The 17,830-nt window shown below is 64.3% G+C and carries 12 protein-coding genes and 1 pseudogene; 6 read left to right on the forward strand and 7 right to left on the reverse strand.

The genetic code is table 11. The annotated features are described in order from the left end of the window. Positions 1 to 209: 209 nt before the first annotated feature. From USDA257_RS06375 to USDA257_RS06395, 5 genes and pseudogenes are all read right to left on the reverse strand, one after another. Positions 210 to 1,643, reverse strand: coding sequence for an FAD/NAD(P)-binding protein (locus USDA257_RS06375; RefSeq protein ID WP_014762086.1), 1,434 nt, complete (start codon positions 1,641 to 1,643; stop codon positions 210 to 212). Positions 1,644 to 1,797: 154 nt separating this feature from the next. After that, positions 1,798 to 3,169, reverse strand: a pseudogene (locus USDA257_RS06380) (FAD/NAD(P)-binding protein). 177 nt (positions 3,170 to 3,346) lie between these two features. After that, a complete protein-coding gene (gene kduD / locus USDA257_RS06385; protein WP_014762088.1) occupies positions 3,347 to 4,114 on the reverse strand; it encodes a 2-dehydro-3-deoxy-D-gluconate 5-dehydrogenase KduD in 768 nt (255 codons plus the stop codon). Next, positions 4,111 to 4,959: a 5-dehydro-4-deoxy-D-glucuronate isomerase gene (kduI, locus tag USDA257_RS06390; RefSeq protein WP_014762089.1), complete on the reverse strand. Its 849-nt coding sequence runs from the start codon at positions 4,957 to 4,959 to the stop codon at positions 4,111 to 4,113. The genes kduD and kduI overlap by 4 nt, the downstream gene beginning before the upstream one ends. A 95-nt stretch (positions 4,960 to 5,054) precedes the next feature. Next, a complete protein-coding gene (locus USDA257_RS06395) occupies positions 5,055 to 6,332 on the reverse strand; it encodes an ABC transporter substrate-binding protein (RefSeq protein WP_014762090.1) in 1,278 nt (425 codons plus the stop codon). 192 nt (positions 6,333 to 6,524) lie between these two features. On the opposite strand from USDA257_RS06395, the gene USDA257_RS06400 reads away from it, so the two are divergent. The 6 genes from USDA257_RS06400 (at position 6,525) to USDA257_RS06425 (ending at position 14,770) form a co-directional block, all read left to right on the forward strand. Further along, positions 6,525 to 9,065, forward strand: a complete 2,541-nt coding sequence (locus USDA257_RS06400; protein ID WP_014762091.1) for a hypothetical protein — start codon at positions 6,525 to 6,527, stop codon at positions 9,063 to 9,065. Then, positions 9,062 to 10,156: a beta-galactosidase BglB gene (gene bglB, locus USDA257_RS06405; protein ID WP_041414995.1), complete on the forward strand. Its 1,095-nt coding sequence runs from the start codon at positions 9,062 to 9,064 to the stop codon at positions 10,154 to 10,156. The genes USDA257_RS06400 and bglB overlap by 4 nt, the downstream gene beginning before the upstream one ends. Further along, on the forward strand, positions 10,153 to 11,487 hold the full coding sequence (gene pglB / locus USDA257_RS06410; protein WP_014762093.1) for a polygalacturonase PglB: 1,335 nt from the start codon (positions 10,153 to 10,155) through the stop codon (positions 11,485 to 11,487). Before bglB ends, pglB begins: the two co-directional genes overlap by 4 nt. Before the next feature lie 126 nt (positions 11,488 to 11,613). Further along, positions 11,614 to 12,717, forward strand: a complete 1,104-nt coding sequence (locus tag USDA257_RS06415; protein ID WP_014762094.1) for an ABC transporter ATP-binding protein — start codon at positions 11,614 to 11,616, stop codon at positions 12,715 to 12,717. Between the two features lie 2 nt (positions 12,718 to 12,719). After that, positions 12,720 to 13,709, forward strand: a complete 990-nt coding sequence (locus USDA257_RS06420; protein ID WP_041413952.1) for a carbohydrate ABC transporter permease — start codon at positions 12,720 to 12,722, stop codon at positions 13,707 to 13,709. Between the two features lie 2 nt (positions 13,710 to 13,711). After that, complete coding sequence (locus USDA257_RS06425) at positions 13,712 to 14,770, forward strand: carbohydrate ABC transporter permease (protein WP_041413953.1); 1,059 nt, start codon at positions 13,712 to 13,714, stop codon at positions 14,768 to 14,770. A gap of 3 nt (positions 14,771 to 14,773) precedes the next feature. Here the strand turns inward: USDA257_RS06425 and USDA257_RS06430 are convergent, their stop codons facing one another. Further along, positions 14,774 to 15,823, reverse strand: coding sequence for a LacI family DNA-binding transcriptional regulator (locus USDA257_RS06430; RefSeq protein WP_014762096.1), 1,050 nt, complete (start codon positions 15,821 to 15,823; stop codon positions 14,774 to 14,776). 52 nt (positions 15,824 to 15,875) lie between these two features. Beyond that, positions 15,876 to 17,678 carry an ABC transporter ATP-binding protein gene (locus tag USDA257_RS06435; RefSeq protein ID WP_014762097.1) on the reverse strand — a complete coding sequence of 601 codons (1,803 nt, stop codon included), beginning with the start codon at positions 17,676 to 17,678 and terminating at the stop codon, positions 15,876 to 15,878. Between the last annotated feature and the right edge of the window lie 152 nt (positions 17,679 to 17,830).

The raw sequence follows: 17,830 nt of genomic DNA on the forward strand, positions 1-17,830 counted from the left end.
CTTCGGCGCGTAGACAAAGGTCACAAGCAATGTTCGACGCGGTATATATAGACGCTGCCTTGAGATATGCAATGGCAAAACCAAATTTAATGGCCCAACTCGTCTGGGCATTACAGAAATGACAAACAAGCCGCTGTTTCTAAATCAGAAATTATGTCTCCCGGAAATAGCGGAAGTGGCGAATTGCGGCTCGCCGTCTCCCTTTGCACTCAGTCGACGACGGGGTGAAGCCGGTTCGCTTCGCCACGCAGAAGCAGTGCCTTTACTTCTAGGGCAACGAAAACCGCATGCTCCGTCACCTGAGGCAGACCCATCAATTCACCGAAGGTGCCACGCGCCAGCGGCCCGGCGATGAAAAGGTTCGGCTCCACACGCCGGTCGGCGCCAACGGCCCGAGCGTGAAGATCGCAGGCGATCCCAAGTCCGGTTTCGCAAACGGTGAGCACCCCTCCCTTCTCGAGGCCAGCCAGGAAAGGCTGGGACTTCAGGATCCCGCCATGGGCCGGGCCGGTGGTCACGACGATCGCGTCCACGATAATGCTGCGCAATGCGTCTAGACCCCGCTGCCTGAGGTCGACCCTGATCTCCCCGCCATCGATCGTAGCCGATGCTACCGAGGCGGAAAGAATTTCGAGCCGGCCATTCTCGATCGCCTGGTCAAGCACATCCTCGACCTGCGGTGCTATCCGAAACCGATGCACGTCCCAATAGACCCGCGCCAAACGGGCGATGCGGCGACGCTCGACGACTGGCAGGGCCTGCCAGATCTGCTGGCCCTGCGCCCGAACGGCATCGATGACCGGGTGCCAGCTCAACCCCCGTTGCCGGGCGACCCGCAGCGTCCGGCGAATGCGGCGGAGAAGCTCGGAGGCGCGGGTGACCGGCTCGGAGACGAAGTCGCCGAACGGGTCTTGCACGACGGCCGGATGACCGCGGGACCGCAAGCCGCGCCGCGATATGGAGATGACCGGACCGCGGTGGCCTCTTTCGGTGAGAGCGGCGACCACGTCTGCCGCCGTTAGACCGTTGCCGACGACCAGGACCCGATCTGCCGGCGCGATCCCATCCAGAGCATTGGTCCTGGTCGAATCGGCAACCAGTTTTGGAATAGACGAAATCGGCAGCAATGCCTTCGGCAGCGACGGCGGCGGATGGGAGACCGCAAGAACGACGATGTCGGCGACGAGCACCTCCGCATCCTCCGCAAGGATCGTCCATCGGACTTGAGATCGCTTGACGCCGAGCACCCGCTTGCGCCGATGCTCGATCAGCCCGCCCGCAAGACAAGGAGCGAGCTCGGCCGCGACATAGTCGCCGAACACCGATCGGCGCGGATAGGCTACGCCCTCGGCGCTGCAGGCGACCGGATCGGTGGCGAGCGTGTCAGCCCGGACCAGATAGTCTGCAAAGCTTTCCGGCTCGTCCGGATAGAGACTCATCTTGAAGGCCGGCACATTGATGCGATGCGCAGGCTCCGCCGTGTCATAGGCAAGACCAGCACCGAGCCTGGCGCGCGGTTCGAAGACGACGATACGCGCCCGACGCTCCGCGCCCAGATTGCGTGTGAGATGTAGTGCAACGGCGGCGCCGCTGAAGCCACCTCCGATGATCGCCACGATCGGTAAGGGCCTGAATTTTCGCATGCCGCACCCTCGCAGTTCTCCGGCGCTCGAAGCGCGGTCGGACGGGTGGAACGCTAGCGTGCCACGGGCGGCCAAAGGCGCAATGCCAGCCTCGCATGCGGTGCGGCCGAAGGAAAGATGTCGCACGCGTCTCTGCAGCGATCGCCGATCGCGCCTACGATCGGGCCTCGCCCCGCAAGATCGAGGCGATCGCTCCGGCGACGGCTTGCGCCTGCACCCGGATATCCGGCACCGCGGTGATCTCCCAGAACTGGCCGGCCGTCAATGCGCCAACGGCATACAGGCCGGGCTGCGGCTCCTCGTTTCGGCCAAGGACGCGCGAGGCCGCGTCGACGGAAAGACCGAGACCGAGCGCGTCTGGTGTGATCAGCCCCTGCCGCTGCATGTGCTGCAGCAGCGGCGAATGGGCGACGCCGGCGCGCTCCATGCCGGTGCAGTTGACGATCCAATCCGCATTGAAGGAAAGGTGCCGGCCGCTTTGCCTCTCCCTGTAGCTGACCGACGCCCCGCGCGCGTCCTCCTCGATCGCCTCGAGAAAGCCGGCGTGAACTGTGACGATGCCGTCTTTCCGCAAGGCATCGAAACGCGCGGCGACTTCCGGGGCGATGCGGTGGCGATGGGCGTTCCACCAGGCAAGGCCATGGCGCAGAAACCGGGCGCGCTGGTCTCTCGTCAACGACTGCCAGAGCCCTTGCGTGATCGGCCGCAGGCCATCCATCAGGCCACGCCAGTCTGCTGCGAACCTGCCGGCGAAAGCCGGAAAGCAGGGCGCTGATGCCGCGCGATGGCGCAAGCCCAGTTTGGAGAGCCGGCGAGCGCTCGCCGGCCGGCGCATGCGCACGCGGCAAGAGGCCCCGGCGCGACAGCACGCGAATGGGACCGCGATGGCCGTGAACCCTGAGTGCAAGCACCTGGTCGATCATCGTCAAACCTGAGCCGAGAATACAGATCCGGTCTCCACGGCCGACTTTCGAAAGCCAACTCAGCCGCCAGGGGTTGCGCACGATCCGCCTTTCCGCGCCAGCTTCGATTTTGCCGCGATCGAGCGGCAGGTCGGCATTGCCGACCCCGAGACAAAGCACAACGTTACGCGCCCTCAGCTCAGCGCCATTGTTGAGATGAAAGACCATCCCCGTGTCGTTGCATTGGACGCAATTCGTCACCTTTGCCTTTACGAAATCGAAGCGGGCGCGTCGATCGTCATCGCGCAACAGCGCGGCCAGCCGGTCGCGCAGATAGAGACCGTAATCTCCGCGCGATGCAAAACCGTCGGCTGTCGCCTGCCGCCCGTGCCGTTCAAGCCATTGGACGAAATCGTCCGGCTCCTCCGGAAAAACGCTCATGCGACCGGCGGGCACATTCAGACGGTGGACATAGAACTCCGTCCGATAGGCGGTTCCACGCCCGAAGCCGGGATCGTCGCCGACGACTGTTATCGAAGCGGAGGGCGGCAACAGCCGAAGAAGGTGGATCGTTACGGCGATCGCCGAAAATCCCGAACCGACGACAGCGACATCGTAGAGCAAGAGCGCCTCCTGATGGTTGTCACCATTTTTCCAGGCGCGCGAACGCCTCTGTGCGCGCCATAATACAATGACCGGTGCAGCAGAGTATATCTACAGAAAATATCAAATTGAAGCCGCACGGAGTCGAAAACTGTCCTACACGTTAGGCCAGCGTCTTCCGATGCGAACCGATCAGCGTTAACGCGCCAGCCACCCGCCGTCGAGGGCGAGCACCTGCCCGGTCACATAGCCGCTCGCAGGCGAAGCAAAGAACAGAACGGCAGTGCTGAGATCGCTCGGCTCGCCCCATCGGCCGCAGGGAATGCGCTCGAGGATCGCCCGGAAGCGCTCCGGATCGTTGCGCAGCGCTTCGGTGTTGTCGGTCGCCATATACCCCGGCGCGATCGCGTTGACGGTAATTCCCTTGGCAGCCAGTTCGTTGGCCATGAGCTTGGTCAGCCCGGCTACGCCATGTTTGGAGGCCGTGTAGGAGGCGACGCGGATCCCGCCCTGGAAGGAGAGCAGCGAGGCGATATTGACGATCCGCCCCTGGACGCCCCGGTCGAGCATATGCCGGACGACCGCTTGAGAGAGCACGAAGGTGCTCTTCAAATTGATGTTGAGGACGTCGTCCCAATCCTCTTCCGTGAAGTCGGTGAAGTCGGAGCGGCGGATCTGCCCGGCATTGTTGATCAGGATGTCGACCGTCGCGCCGACTTCAACGAGGCGGGCAAACATCTCCGGGATGTCGCGCGGATTGGTGAGATCGTAGACGACCTCTTCAAATCGCCGCCCGAGCGCCTCGACCGCGCGGCGCGTCTCGGGCATTGCCTGCGACCCCAGCCCGATGATATCGGCGCCGGCGGAAGCAAGCGCCAGGGCCAGCCCCTGCCCCAGGCCGGTGCGCGCGCCGGTAACCAGGGCACGCTTGCCGGAAAGGTCGAAAAGGCCGGCGCCCGCGGTCATCGGATATCTCCCATCGGCACGAAATCCATGTCCTTGAAGGACTTGTTGTCGCCCGCCATGCTCCAGATGAACGCATAGGACGAGGTGCCGGCGCCGCAATGGACCGACCAGGGCGGCGAGATGACCGCCTGTTCGTTCCTGACGATCAGATGGCCCGTCGCTTCCGGCCGGCCCATCAGGTGAACCACGAAAGCGTCCTGCGGCACTTCGAAATAGAGGTAGGCCTCCATCCGCCGATCATGCGTATGCGCCGGCATGGTGTTCCAGACGCTGCCCGGTTCGAGGCGCGTCATGCCCATCAGCAATTGGCAGCTCGGCATGACATCCGGGTGGAAATATTGGTAAAGCGTCCGCTTGTTCGAGGTCTGCCCGTCGCCGAGATTGAGCTCGATCGCTTCCGTCTTGCGGATATGCCGGGCCGGAAAGGCGGCGTGCGCAGGCGCGCTGTTGATGTAGAACTTGGCAGGCGCCGAAGCATCGGCGCTTTCGAAGTAGACATCCCTGGTCCCCATGCCGAGGTAGAGCGCGTCTTGGAAGCCGACTTCGAAAACCGCGTCGTCCGCTCGGACGATCCCCGGACCGCCGATGTTGATCAGCCCCAGTTCGCGTCGTTCCAGAAGGAATTCGCCACCGACGACGCAGGCCATGTCCTCGCCGAGGCTGATCGCCTCCCGGTCCGGCATAACGCCGATAAGGAGAAGGCGATCGTAATGGGTATAGACGGCGTTCGCGCTTCCCGGCGTAAACAGTTCCTCGATCAGGAAGTTCTGCCGCAACGCGCTCCCGCTCATTGCTTCCGACTGCGAATAATGAACCGCATGGCGAACAGTTATGGACGACTGCATGGCATTCCTCTTCTTCTTGCCTTGATCGCGGGGACGACGCGCCCGCCGATCGGGCGCGTCGTCCAGAGCCTGGGAGGGCTTAGTCAGAATGGCGCTTACTGCGATGCCCGGGCCTCGTTGATCTTGCGCACGTCATCCTCCAGGACCTTGTAGGTTTCCTCGAGAGACAATTCGCCGACGATCAGCTGGCTCATGCGCTGCACGATCTGCTGATACATCGCCGATCCGCCCTTCTGGCGCTCGAAGTCGCGCGCGGCCTGCGGCACGTTCTTCCTGTTGTCGAGGAATACCGCCATGGCGGACTTGGCGTTCTCGCTCGAAAGCTTGTACTGCGGGTCCTTGATCTCGGCGCCGGTCAGGATGACATAGTTTTCGGCGATCTCCCGCTGGATCTTCTCGGAGCCGAGAAACTCGATGAACTCGGCCACCGCCTCGGGATGCTTGGTCCGCTTGAAGCCGACGATCGCCGTGGCACCGGGCATGGCGTAGCATCCGACCTCGCCGCAGGGCGCATTGATCGCCGTCCAATCGAAGGCATCGCCGATCTTCGTCTGGAACGGATTGACCATCCAGTTGCCAGCCAGATAGGTCACGACGTTGCCGTTGACGAACTCGTCACCCATGTTCTTGTACTGCGATCCGCCGGCCGCGCCCCACATCTCCTTGGGGAAACTGCCGTCCTGGGTCCAGGCATAGACGTCAGCGATATATTTCTTGGCCGCCTCGTCCGGGAAGCCGAACTTGCCGTCCTTCACGTAGGTCGAACCGTAGGAGAAGGCCGCGCCCGAGAAGCGGTGGCCCGAGCGGTCCATGGTGAACGGTATCTGCACGCCCGTCGCCTTTGCGACCCGCCCCGAGGCTTCGACGATCTCCTTCAGCGTCGCCTTCGGCCCTGGCAGGGGCTCGCCGGCCTGCTCGAACAGCGTCTTGTTGACGAAGGGCAGATTGAGCGTCTGCGACGCCACATAACCATTGATCGAATTCGGCTCGTTGATCGCCGGCAGGCGCAGCTGCTCGAGGCTTGCGCCGTGGAGCGTGGCGTAAGCTTCCGGATCCTTCATGTAGGGACGCATGTCCAGGTAATAGGGCGCAAGCTGCCAATCGGTGATCTTGGCGAGATCAGGGCCCTCGCCGACCGCAAGCTGCACCGGCAGCTGCTTGGCGACGGCGTCATAGCCGGACGACACGAAATTCACCTTCACGTCCGGATGGGTGCTCTCGAATTCCTTGCTGAGCTCGGCCATGCGCTGGACATAGCCCTGGTCGTCATCCGTGAACAGGAATGTGATCGTCTTTGTTTCGGCCTGAGCCGAGGCCACGCCGACGAAGCTGGCGATTACTAGTGCACTGACGCCCGAAAGGAGCTTCGGCATGCTCATCCTCCCTTATGAAAACATTTTCATTAAATCGAACCGGAACTCCTCTCCCAAGTCGATTTTCATGTTTTTGCGACTTGACAGCGCAAACGTCAAGCTGTTTGTTCGCGGAAACTTCACGGCGAGGTGCTTTCCGCGCCGTTCTGGCAATAATGAAAACATTTTCATACGATCGACGGGAGGCGGTCTATGTTGGGCAATTCTCCGATCGAGACAGTGTCTCTTGATCCGACCTATGAGGTCGCAAAGGGCGAGACGGTCACCGCCTGGATTGTGTCCGACCTGATCAGCTCCGGCTTCCCCGGCACCGCGGCGCCGGCGGAGGATCGCGTCAACTACCGCTTCATCAACGGCTTCGTCGATGTGGGCGACCTGCCCTGCCGCAAGGCCTTCTGGGCCGAGATGGTCGGCCGCGCGATCGAACCGGAATGCGACTGGCCGGCGGCGCGTCTGAATCTGCCGGGGTCGAACCGCCGCGTCGAGTTCACCGGCTTCTGGCATGTGCCGACCCATATCCGCCGGTGGCTGAAAGGCACCTTCCGATCGGAAGCCCCGCGCCGGCTTCACCTCAGGCTCCGGACCTGCGGCGGCGTGCGCATCTGGGTGAACGGCGTGGAGCAGGTGCGCTTCGAGCCTTTCCGCCGCAATGTCGAAAGCACGTCCGACGTGACGCTCGAGCTTCAACCCGGCGACAACGAGATCCTGCTGCACACGGAGGATCTCGCCGAAAGGGACACGATCTGGTTCTTCGAGCTCGAGCTCCTGGACGAGGCGCCGCTGACGGTCACCCTGCCGGTTCCCCTCGACAGCGATGAGGTCGGCCGCCTTGCATCACTCGTGCGCGACGTCCGGCCGAGCCGCGACGTCTTCGTCGGGTCGGCGCTCGAACTGGTCTTCGACGCCCCGCCCGGACGCGATCTTCCGCTTGTCGTCGAAGTCTATAGCCATGGCCACGACCGGGCCGTTCTGGCGCGCGCCGCGGCGACCCTCGGTGCAGCCGAGACGCGGCTTGCCATCCCGGAAATGCTCGGCATTCCCGACGGCTATCACGGCGTACGGCTGACGATCGGATCCGGCGCAGGCACCGTCACCCGGGTCGTCGACTCGGCTTTCCTCGGCCGGCTTTCGCCGGACACCGCCGCCGTGAGCATCGCGGCGCGAAAGCGGGCGGCCCTCGATTTCGGTGCACGTTGCGGCGCAGAGCGCATCGGCCGGGCCCTCGCGATGGTCGCCGCCGGCAGCGACGACAGGACAACGATCGATCGGATCATCTCGGCGACGCTGATGTCGATCGACCGCCGCGAGGATTGCTCCGACTTCGTCCTGGTGCCGCTGCTCTGGCTCGTCCGCGCCTATGGCGAGCGTCTTGGTCCGGAGACGGTCGGGAAGATCCGGGCAGCGGTCCTCGGCTACCGCTACTGGGTGGACGAGCCCGGCAACGACGTCATGTGGTTCTGGAGCGAGAACCATGTGCTGTGCTTCCATGCAAGCCAGTTGCTCGCCGGCGATTTCCTGCCGGACGCCGTCTTCGAGACTTCGGGGCGGACCGGACGCGAGCAGGCGGCGCTCGCCAAGGCACGGCTTCGTCGATGGTTCGACAGCGTCAAAGCGCATGGCTTGGCGGAATGGAACTCGGCCGCCTATTACCCGATCGACTTTATCGGCCTTCTGGCACTCGAGCATTGGGCCGAGCCGGAGCTTGCGGGCCGTGCCCGGCACCAGCTCAATCTGATCTTCGAAATGATCGCGCTGCATACGCTCGCCGGCGTGCCGGCGGGCTCGCAGGGGCGTGCCTACGACAAGGAATTGCGCGCCGGACCGCTAACCGAGCTCGCGCCCTTCGCCGAGGTCGCCTACGGTGAAGGTTGGCTGAACGGCGGAGTCGCCTCGCTGCCGATGTTCTGCTGCTCGAACTACATCCCGCCGGCCCATCTTGCTCGGCTGGCGCGGCTGGAGGCCGGCCGTGCCATCGAGGCGCGATACGCCCAGGGGCTGGATGCCGGCAAGCTCGTTCTCTTCAAGAACGAGGCTGCACAGCTTTCCACCGTCGTCGACCACAAGACCGGCCAGAAGGGGCACCAGCAGCACGTCATGGACATCCGCCTCGCCGGCCATCCGATGGCGCGGCTCTGGGTCAACCATCCGGGTGAGGACGACCCCTGGGGTACCCAGCGGCCCTCCTATTGGGCAGGCAGCGGCATCCTTCCGCGTGTCGCCCAGCACCGCGATTTGGCGCTGATGATCTTCGACACGCAGGACCACCGCAACGGCTGGACGCACGCTTATCTCGGACGCGACGGTCTCGACGGCATTCTGATCGAAGGCAATTGGCTGATCGTTCGCTCGGGCGCCGGCTTCGCCGCCCTTCACGCCACCAACGGCATCGCGATGGTCACGAAGGGTGCCACGGCCGGACGGGAGCTCCGCTCCGAGGGACGTCTCTGCGGCTGGATCGGCACTGTCGGCTGCGGCAGCGACAACGATTTCGCACGTTTCCGCGAGAGGATCCGCTCGACCGTTGTAGTCTTCGACCGCGATCGACGCGCGCTCTCGGTCACCCCTCCGGATCGGCCGGCGTTGCGGCTCGCCTATGACGGCGCCTTCTCGCTCGGCGGGGAGCCGCTGGTCTTCGACCACGAGCAACCGAAGCCCGAAATCACGTTCGACAGCGCCCGTGTCGCAGACCCGGGCAGACCGCCTCTTTTATTCATGAGTGGACCATGCAGATGAACCAGATCAGCATCGAACGATCGACGCTCAAAACCCAAATCGACAAGGTCGCGGCCGCCTTCAGCCGTTTGAAGGGCATCAAGGAAGGCCTCGTCGGCGCGGATCATGCCGGCGGCATCCAGTTCGACGAATGGGACTGGGAAGTCGGCGTCGGTCTCTATGGCTTCCTGCGCCGTGCGATCGCCACCGGTGACCGCAAGGCCATCGACGATCTCGTCGCCTGGTATGCCTGGCAGATCGAACGCGGCCTGCCACCGCGCCAGATCAACAGCTCCGCGCCGATGCTGCCGCTTGTGATCCTGACCGAGCATGTCGACCGCCCGAATTTTCGCGCGCTCGTTGAGGACTGGGCCGACTGGCTCGTCAACAGCCTGCCCAAGACCGAGGACGGCGGCTTCCAGCACGTGGTCAAGGAGCGGCTGAACGATGGCGAGCTCTGGGACGACACGCTGTTCATGGCCTGCCTGTTCCTCGCCCGCGCCGGGGTCATCTGCGATCGCCGCGACTGGATCGACGAGGCGGTCTACCAGTTCATGATCCACACGCGCTATCTCTCCGACCCCGCCACCGGCCTCTGGTATCACGGCTGGACATTCAACGGCCGCCACAACTTCGCCAAGGCCTTCTGGGCGCGGGGCAATGCCTGGATCACCGTGGCGATTCCCGAGCTCTTCGAGCTCGTGCCCTCGCTCAACCCGAGCGACAGGCGTTTCCTCTCCAATGTGCTTGCCAGTCAGGTCCGCGCGCTCAAGCGCCATCAGCGTGACGACGGGATGTTCCACACGCTCGTCAACGATCCCACCTCGCCCGTCGAGACGTCCGCCACCGCGGGCATCGCCTACGGCATCCTGCGCGGCATCGAAGCCGGCATCCTGAGCAAGAACGATCGTGTTCATGCCGAAAGGGCGCTGATGGCGGTGCTCGGGCAGATCGATGCGGAAGGCGTCGTGCAGGGTGTCTCGGACGGAACGCCGATGGGCCACGACCTCGACTTTTACCGGCGCATCCCCAACCTGCCGACCCCCTATGGCCAGGCGTTGACCATGCTGCTGCTGATCGACGTCCTCCTCGAGGGGGATGCGAAGCCGTGACGACGCCGCAGGAAATCGGCATAGAGGCAACCGGCCGCGACGCGACCGCCGAGATCCAGTCGGCGATCGATCAGGCCTCCGTGCGCGGCGGGGGCCGCGTATCGCTTCTGGCGGGCGAGCATGTGGCAGGCGGACTTGTCCTCAAAAGCGGCGTCGAACTGCATCTCGCCTTGGACGCCGTGCTTCGCCCCATTCCCGACTACGAGGCCTATCGCGACACGACCGTCAGCGTCATCGCCGAAAAATCCAACAGGGGGATGATCGTCGCCCGCAGCGCCGAAAACCTGCGGATCACCGGCCCTGGCAAGATCGAGGCGGGCGGCGAGCATTTCATCAGGGGCGACGACCCGGACGTCGGCACCTTCATCCCGGCGGAGTTCCGGCCGCGGGTGATTGTCTTCGAAGGCTGCCGAAATGTCGATCTTGACGGGCTTGAGGTGACCGGCTCGCCGATGTGGACCCTGCATCTTGCCGATTGCGAGGACGTCGTCATCCGCAACGTCACGATCGCGAACGACCGACGGCTGCCGAACACCGATGGCATGGTTCTCGACGCCTGCCGCCTCGTGCTGATCGAGGATTGCGTGATTTGGACGGCCGACGACGGCATCTGCCTGAAGACGAGCGCCGGGCCGGACGGCAAGGCGATCGGGTCCTGCGAGGATGTGACGGTGCGCCGTTGCACGGTCTCGAGTCTCAGCTGCGCACTGAAACTGGGCACGGAATCCCACGGCGATTTCCGCAACGTCGTCTTCGAGGATTGCCAGGTCAGAGAGTCCAATCGAGGGCTTGGAGTGTTCTCGCGCGACGGCGGCCAAATGAAAAACATCCGTTTCTCGCGGATCGAGGTCGATTGCCACGAGACCCTCGACGGTTTCTGGGGCTCCGGCGAGGCGCTGACCGTAACGGTTGTCGACCGGCGTCCGGAGCGCCGGGCGGGTGCCGTCGAGAACCTGCTCGTGGAAGAGATCAGCGGCCGCATGGAAGGCGCGATCAACCTCGTCTCCACCTCCGAAGCCGGCATCCACAATGTCGCGCTTCGCGCAATCACGATCACTCAGGAGCCCGGGCCACTCGGCACCGGCCTTCGCTACGATCTGCGGCCGACCTTCGCGGACATCGCCCCAATCACCGAGGCGGCGGGGCGTGCCAATGCCTGGACGCGCGGCGCCGACGGCCGGATCGTCGGCCTTCTGGACTATCCGGGCGGTATGCCCGCGATCTACCTGAAAGGCGTCGAGGGGCTGATTGCGCAGGATGTGGCGGTCAAGCGTCCGGCGCCTCGGCCGTCAGGCTGGAATGCAACGGATATCGTCGAAGAGACAAACTAACTGAACGGGACGGGAGAAGTGCGGCGCGCTTATCGCCCGCATCCCGCTCCAACGTCTTAGACTCGATTACGTCCATGATTTTCGGTCGAACCGACCCAAACCATGGTGACCTACCGGGAGCAAGCGATGGGCGATCTCAAGCTTACGAATCTCAACAAGTCGTTCGGCGCGGTTGACGTCCTGCACGACGTAAACCTGCAGATCGACAATGGCGAATTCGTCGTCTTCGTCGGTCCCTCGGGCTGCGGCAAGTCGACCCTGTTGCGCATCATCGCCGGTCTCGAGGACGTCACTTCCGGGTCGATCGCCATCGCCGGACGGGATGTCAGCGTGTTTTCGCCGGCCGAGCGAAAGATCGCCATGGTTTTCCAATCCTATGCCCTCTACCCGCATATGAGCGTGCGCAAGAACCTCGCCTTCGGCCTCGAGAACCTCAAGTTCAAGCGGGCAGAGATCGACGCGAGGATCGCGGAAGCCGCCCGCATGCTGGCAATCGAGCCCTATCTCGACCGCAGGCCGAAGCAGCTTTCCGGCGGGCAGCGCCAGCGCGTGGCGATCGGCCGGGCGATCGTGCGTGACCCGGACATCTTCCTCTTCGACGAACCGCTCTCCAATCTCGACGCGGCGCTTCGCGTCCAGACCCGCGCCGAGATCACCAAGCTGCGTCGCGCGATGAAGACGACGATGATCTACGTCACCCACGACCAGGTCGAGGCAATGACCATGGCCGACAAGATCGTCGTGCTCAGGGCCGGCCGCATCGAGCAGGTGGGAACGCCGCTCGAGCTCTTCGATCATCCGCGTAATCTCTTCGTCGCGGGCTTCCTCGGCTCGCCGCGGATGAACATCCTCAAGGGCGGGATCGTGATCGGCGACGATCGCAGCGTGTTGGTCGATGTCGGCTACGGCACCCTGCTCAGGAGCGACGTCGATCCCGCCACCGTCAGCGCGGGACAGGAGGTCCTTGCCGGCGTCCGGCCCGCGCATTTCGCCCTTTCCGACGGCGAAGGCCTGCCGTTCGAGGTCCAGTATCACGAGAGCCTCGGGACGGAGACCTACATCTATGGCAACTTCCAGGGGCAGGCGGAGCAGATCATCGTCCATCGGGCCGGCCATTTTGCGCCCTCGCCCGGTGCCGTTCTGAAGATCATGCCGCTCGAGGACCGCCTGCATGTCTTCGATCCGGCTAGCGAGCTCGCGTTCGCCCGCACCGGGCGCGGGAGGGCCTGACCATGGCTCGGGCGACAGGACTAGCGGACCGCGCACTCGACCTCGCCATGGCGCTCTTCGAAGCGCCGATCAACGCCGTCGAGCGGCTGATCGGCAAGGGACGGATGCCCTATGTCTTCCTCGCGCCGAACCTGGTGCTCTTCGGCATCTTCACCTTCCTGCCGATCGCCATCGCCATCGGCTACGCATTCACCGGCGGTACCGAGCTCCTGATCTCGGACCGACCCTTCGTCGGCCTCGAGAATTTCCGCAAGCTCTTGACCTGCGACAGCTACCTCGTGCCAGGAAGCTGCGAGGAATCGCTCTTCTGGACGGCGATCTGGAACACGCTCTGGTTCGTCGGCTTCAATGTCGCCGCCACCCTTCTCGTCGCCCTCGTCACGGCTCTGATCCTCAATCGGGCGATCGCCGCGCGCGGCTTCTTCCGGGCGATGTTCTTCTATCCGGTTCTGCTGTCGCCCGTGGTCATCGGCCTGATCTGGAAATGGTTCCTGGACCGCAACGGGCTGCTCAATGTCTTTCTGCAGATGCTCGGCGTGCCGCCGGAAATTTTTCTCCTCGACGTCGGCTGGTCGCGCTTCTTCGTGGTCGTCGTCTCGGTCTGGTTCCACATGGGCTTCTACACGCTGATCCTGCTTGCCGGCCTGCAGGCGATCCCCAAGGACCTCTACGAGGCGGCGGCGATCGACGCGGCCACGCCGTCTCGCACGCTGTTCCGGATAACCCTGCCCTTGCTCGGCCCGAGCCTGCTCGTCGTGCTGCTCCTCTTGATGATCCGCTCGGTGCAGATCTTCGACGAGGCCTGGGTGCTGACCAATGGAGGCGGCCCCGGCACCGCGAATACGTTCCTCGTCCAATACATCTACCAGATGGCCTTTGCCGGCGACCTCAGGCTGTTCGGCCTCGCGTCGGCCGCCTCCGTCCTCATGGGGCTGGTGCTTCTGGTGCTCACCCTGGTGCAGCTGCGCCTGGGCAAGAAGGTGGAGTCCTGATCATGTCCGGCAATGTCAGCGCCATCGGCTTTTTCACCCGCACCCGGCGCGCCGGCCGGATCGACATCACCGACATCCTCTCCTGGCTGTGGCTGATCGGCGGAACGGTCGCCGTGCTCGTGCCGGTCCTCTGGGCCGGCATGTCCTCGCTCAAACCGGAGGCGGAGATCACCCGCTTTCCGCCGACGCTGCTGCCGCGCGCCGCCGTGCAGGTGGAGGTTCAGGGCTTCGACAAGCCCTTGAGCCTCTGGAACGTCACGGCCGATGACGAGACCCGGGAAATGGCCATGGTCCGCCGCATCGGGCTCAAGGCACAGATGGTCGATCCGCAAAATCCCGGCAAGCCGGTCAGCGTCGACACCAGGACAATTTCACCGGTCCAGCGGCTGACGGTCGCGACGGAGAACTACACGGATCCCCTGACCCGCTTCAGCTTCCTGACCTTCCTCAAGAACTCGGTCTTCGTCACCTTCGTCGCCACGCTGCTGACGCTGATCGTCAACGCGCTGGCGGCCTTCGCCCTGTCGAAATACCGCTTCCGCGGCGATAAGACCATTTTCGTGCTGATCATCTCGACGCTGATGATCCCGCTGACGGTGGTGATGGTGCCGGCCTATCTCGTCATCGTCGGCGTCGGCCTCGTCGACAATCTCTGGGGGGTGATCATCCCGACGGTCGCCTCGCCGACCGGCGTGTTCCTACTCAGGCAATACATGCTCACCATTCCGGACGAGCTGATCGAAGCGGCGCGGGTCGATGCGGCAAGCGAGTTCCGCATCTTCTGGCGCATCGTTCTGCCGCTGACCGCCCCGGCGCTCGCGGTTCTGGCGATCTTCTCGGTGCTTTGGCGGTGGAACGACTTCCTCTGGCCGTTGATCGTCTTGAGCAGCCGCGAGAACTTCACCCTCCAGGTTGGGCTCAATGCCTTCCAGGGCGAGTTCTCGGTGCAGTGGCACTATATTCTCGCCATGACCTTCCTGAGCCTTGTCCCGGTGACATTGGTGTTCCTGTTCCTGCAGCGCTACATCACGACCGGCATCGCCGGCACGGGCATGAAATAAGGATTACGCCCTGAGCCTCGGGGGCGCCGCGATGCTGCCCCTCAGGATCAGCCGGCAACCGAGCTCGAGCCGATGGGCCGGGCGCAGCGGATCGTTGGCGATCAGACGTTGCTCGAGCAGCGAGAGCGCCGCCGCACCCAGGCGGTCGGCCGGCATCTGGATGGTGCTGAGCGGCGGCGCGCTGAACTCTCCCGGCACGATGTCGTCGAAACCGAGCACCGAAACATCCTCCGGCACGCGGATGCCGGCTTCGGTGAGCGCCTCGAGGCAACCAAGCGCCAGATTGTCGGCGGCACAGAAGATCGCCGTGGCGCCCCTCAGCTTGTCGTCCGCCTTCAAGAGAGCGCGGATCACCTGCTCGCCATGCCGTGGCTCGTAGCTTTCCGCGACCACGACCATATTCTCCGGCGCCGGCAGGCCGGCAGCCAGATGGGCATCGACATAGCCGTCGTAACGCCGCCGGATCGTCGTGCGCCCCTGCCATGTCAGGTGCAGAATGCGGCGGTGACCGAGCGAGAGCAAATGCTCGGTGCCGAGCCTCGCCCCGAAACGGTTTTCCACCGTCACGGTATCGACCAGCATCGAGGGGTCTTCACCGTTGAGGATGACCATCGGCTTGACGAGCGTCGAAAGCGCCCGGATGAGTTCCGGTCTGTCGTCGTTCAGGACGAGGATGCCGTCGACATTCTCGTCCTCCGCTGCCGCGCGCACCTCGGATGGATCGAGGCGCGTGCTGGCGCTGACGAAAGGGACGATGCGGATCCCTCGCCTCTCGCATTCGCGCCGCACCCCATTGAGGATCGTCCAGCTCACCATGTTGAGGTCGCTCTGCGGCGCCGCGTCGCTCGTCAGGGCGAGCAGAACGATGCGCACGGTCGCGATCGTCGCCTTTTTCCGCCGGCTTTCGAGATAACCGAGCCGGCGTGCGGATTCGAGGACCCGCTCGCGCACCTCGACAGTCAGCGGCGCGGTGCCATTCAGGGCATGCGACGCCGTACTGAGCGAGACCCCCGCCTCACGCGCCACGTCCTTGAGATTGGTTTTTCGCTCCACGATCCGACCCGTCCACCGTCCTGCCCTGCTGCATGCACTTGCCTTGGATCTTTTAGGCCGGTGCCCCCACGGTTCCTTCCGAAACCGCACCCTGCAGATTGTGGAGGCGAGCGTAGAGACCGTCCGGCCGCCGTGCAAGTTCCTCGTGCGACCCCTCCTCGATGACGGTGCCGTCCTTCATGACGACGATCTTGTCGGCGTTGACGACGGTCGACAGCCGGTGGGCGATGACGATCACGGTGCGCCCGCTCATCGCCTGTTCGAGGGCCTTTTGCACGGCTGCCTCGGACTCGGTGTCAAGCGCCGAGGTCGCCTCGTCGAGCAGCAGGATCGGCGCGTTGCGGACCAGCGCACGGGCGATCGACAGCCGCTGGCGCTGGCCGCCGGAAAGGGTGATCCCATGTTCGCCGACCGGGGTGTCGTAGCCCTCAGGCTGCGCCAGGATGAAGTCATGCGCATAGGCGAGGCGGGCGGCCTCCTCGATCTCGGCGTCGGTGGCGTCCGGCCGGCCGTAGCGGATGTTGTCGCGGATCGAGCCTTCGAAGAGATACGGCTGCTGCGAGACATAGGCGAGGCCGTTGCGCAGCGACTGCTTGGTGACGCCGGCAATATCCTGGCCGTCGATGAGGATCTGCCCGGACAGCGGATCGTAGAAGCGCGGGATGAGGCTGATGATCGTCGACTTGCCGGCCCCCGACGGGCCGACCAGCGCCGTCGTCTTGCCGCCTTCGGCACGGAAGCTGACGCCTTTGAGGATCTCCTCGCCGTTGCCATAGGCGAAGCGCACGTCGCGCAGTTCGACCGTCGCCTCGCCGAGCTTCAGCTCGGTGGCGTCGGGGCGGTCGCGCTGATGCGGAACCGTGTCGAGGATTTCGTAAATCATCCGGGCGTTGACGGCGGCGCGCTCCAGCGACACCTGCAGCCGCGCCAGGCGGCGCGCCGGGTCATAGGCCATCAGCAGCGCGGTGACGAAGGCGAAGAACGCGCCCGGCGGCACGTTGCCGTAGATCGAGCGGAAGGCGGAATAGGCGAGCACGCTGGAGATCGCCAGGCCGGCGAAGGTCTCCGTCATCGGCGCGGTGCGCTCGCTCAGCCGTGCGATGCGGTTGGCACGGTTCTCGGCCCGCTCGATGATCGTCTCGACCTTGCGGCGCAGTTCGTTCTCCATCGTGAAGGCCTTGACGATGGTGATCCCCTGGATGGTCTCCTGCATCGCGCCGAGAACGCGGCTGTTGACCTCGACCGCCTCGCGGGTCGCCAGCCGCAAGCGCTTGGAAATATAGCGCAGGCCGAGCAGCAGCGGCGGCGCGACGAAGAACACGATCAGCGACAGCAGCCAGTCCTTGCTGAACATGACGCCGACCAGGCCGACCAGGGTCAGGAAGTCCCTGGCGATCGAGGTGACCGTCATATTGAGCACGTTGCGGATGCCGCTGACGTTCTGGCTGATCGTCGCGGCAAGCTGTGCCGAGCGATGCTCGTGGAAATAGCCGCCACTGAGCGCCATCAGATGCGCATAAAGCCGGCGCTGATAGCGCGCCACGATGTTGTTGCCGATCTTCGAGAGCGCCACCGCCTGGCCGTAGGTCGCCAGGCCGCGCAGCACGAAGGCGGCGAAGATGGCGCCGCAGATGGCCAGGACGATATCGGCCCGCCGGTTGCCGAAGGCCTCGTTGATCCAGGTTTCCATGATCCAGGCCGTGAAACCCGTCGTGGCCGCCACGACGACGAGACAGGCGATGGCAAAGGCGTAGCCGCGGATGTGGTCGCGGCCGTTTTCGGCGATGACGCGTCGCAGGATTCCGGTGATCGTCTCGGAGTCGACCGCGTCATGCTTTCGATTCTTGACGTTCAATACGCCCCTACCTGTATCGATCCGCGGCCCGCAGTGCGCGACGCCGCCCGTTAGGCTCTATAGGGCTCTGCCGTCTTTTTGGCGAGCCTGAACGGCAGCCGATTCGCCAGCTTTCTCAGCGGCGTCCCTCAGTTGCAACACCGTCTCGCGGC

It is taken from the genome of Sinorhizobium fredii USDA 257, from assembly GCF_000265205.3.
In the GTDB taxonomy this organism is placed as follows: Bacteria; Pseudomonadota; Alphaproteobacteria; order Rhizobiales; family Rhizobiaceae; genus Sinorhizobium; species Sinorhizobium fredii_B.

Coding starts and splice junctions, on each gene's coding strand:
- USDA257_RS06375 (WP_014762086.1), bottom strand. CDS start 1,643: ATGCGAAAATTCAGGCCCTTACCGATCGTGGCGATCATCGGAGGTGGC.
- kduD (WP_014762088.1), bottom strand. CDS start 4,114: ATGACCGCGGGCGCCGGCCTTTTCGACCTTTCCGGCAAGCGTGCCCTG.
- kduI (WP_014762089.1), bottom strand. CDS start 4,959: ATGCAGTCGTCCATAACTGTTCGCCATGCGGTTCATTATTCGCAGTCG.
- USDA257_RS06395 (WP_014762090.1), bottom strand. CDS start 6,332: ATGCCGAAGCTCCTTTCGGGCGTCAGTGCACTAGTAATCGCCAGCTTC.
- USDA257_RS06400 (WP_014762091.1), top strand. CDS start 6,525: ATGTTGGGCAATTCTCCGATCGAGACAGTGTCTCTTGATCCGACCTAT.
- bglB (WP_041414995.1), top strand. CDS start 9,062: ATGAACCAGATCAGCATCGAACGATCGACGCTCAAAACCCAAATCGAC.
- USDA257_RS06415 (WP_014762094.1), top strand. CDS start 11,614: ATGGGCGATCTCAAGCTTACGAATCTCAACAAGTCGTTCGGCGCGGTT.
- USDA257_RS06420 (WP_041413952.1), top strand. CDS start 12,720: ATGGCTCGGGCGACAGGACTAGCGGACCGCGCACTCGACCTCGCCATG.
- USDA257_RS06425 (WP_041413953.1), top strand. CDS start 13,712: ATGTCCGGCAATGTCAGCGCCATCGGCTTTTTCACCCGCACCCGGCGC.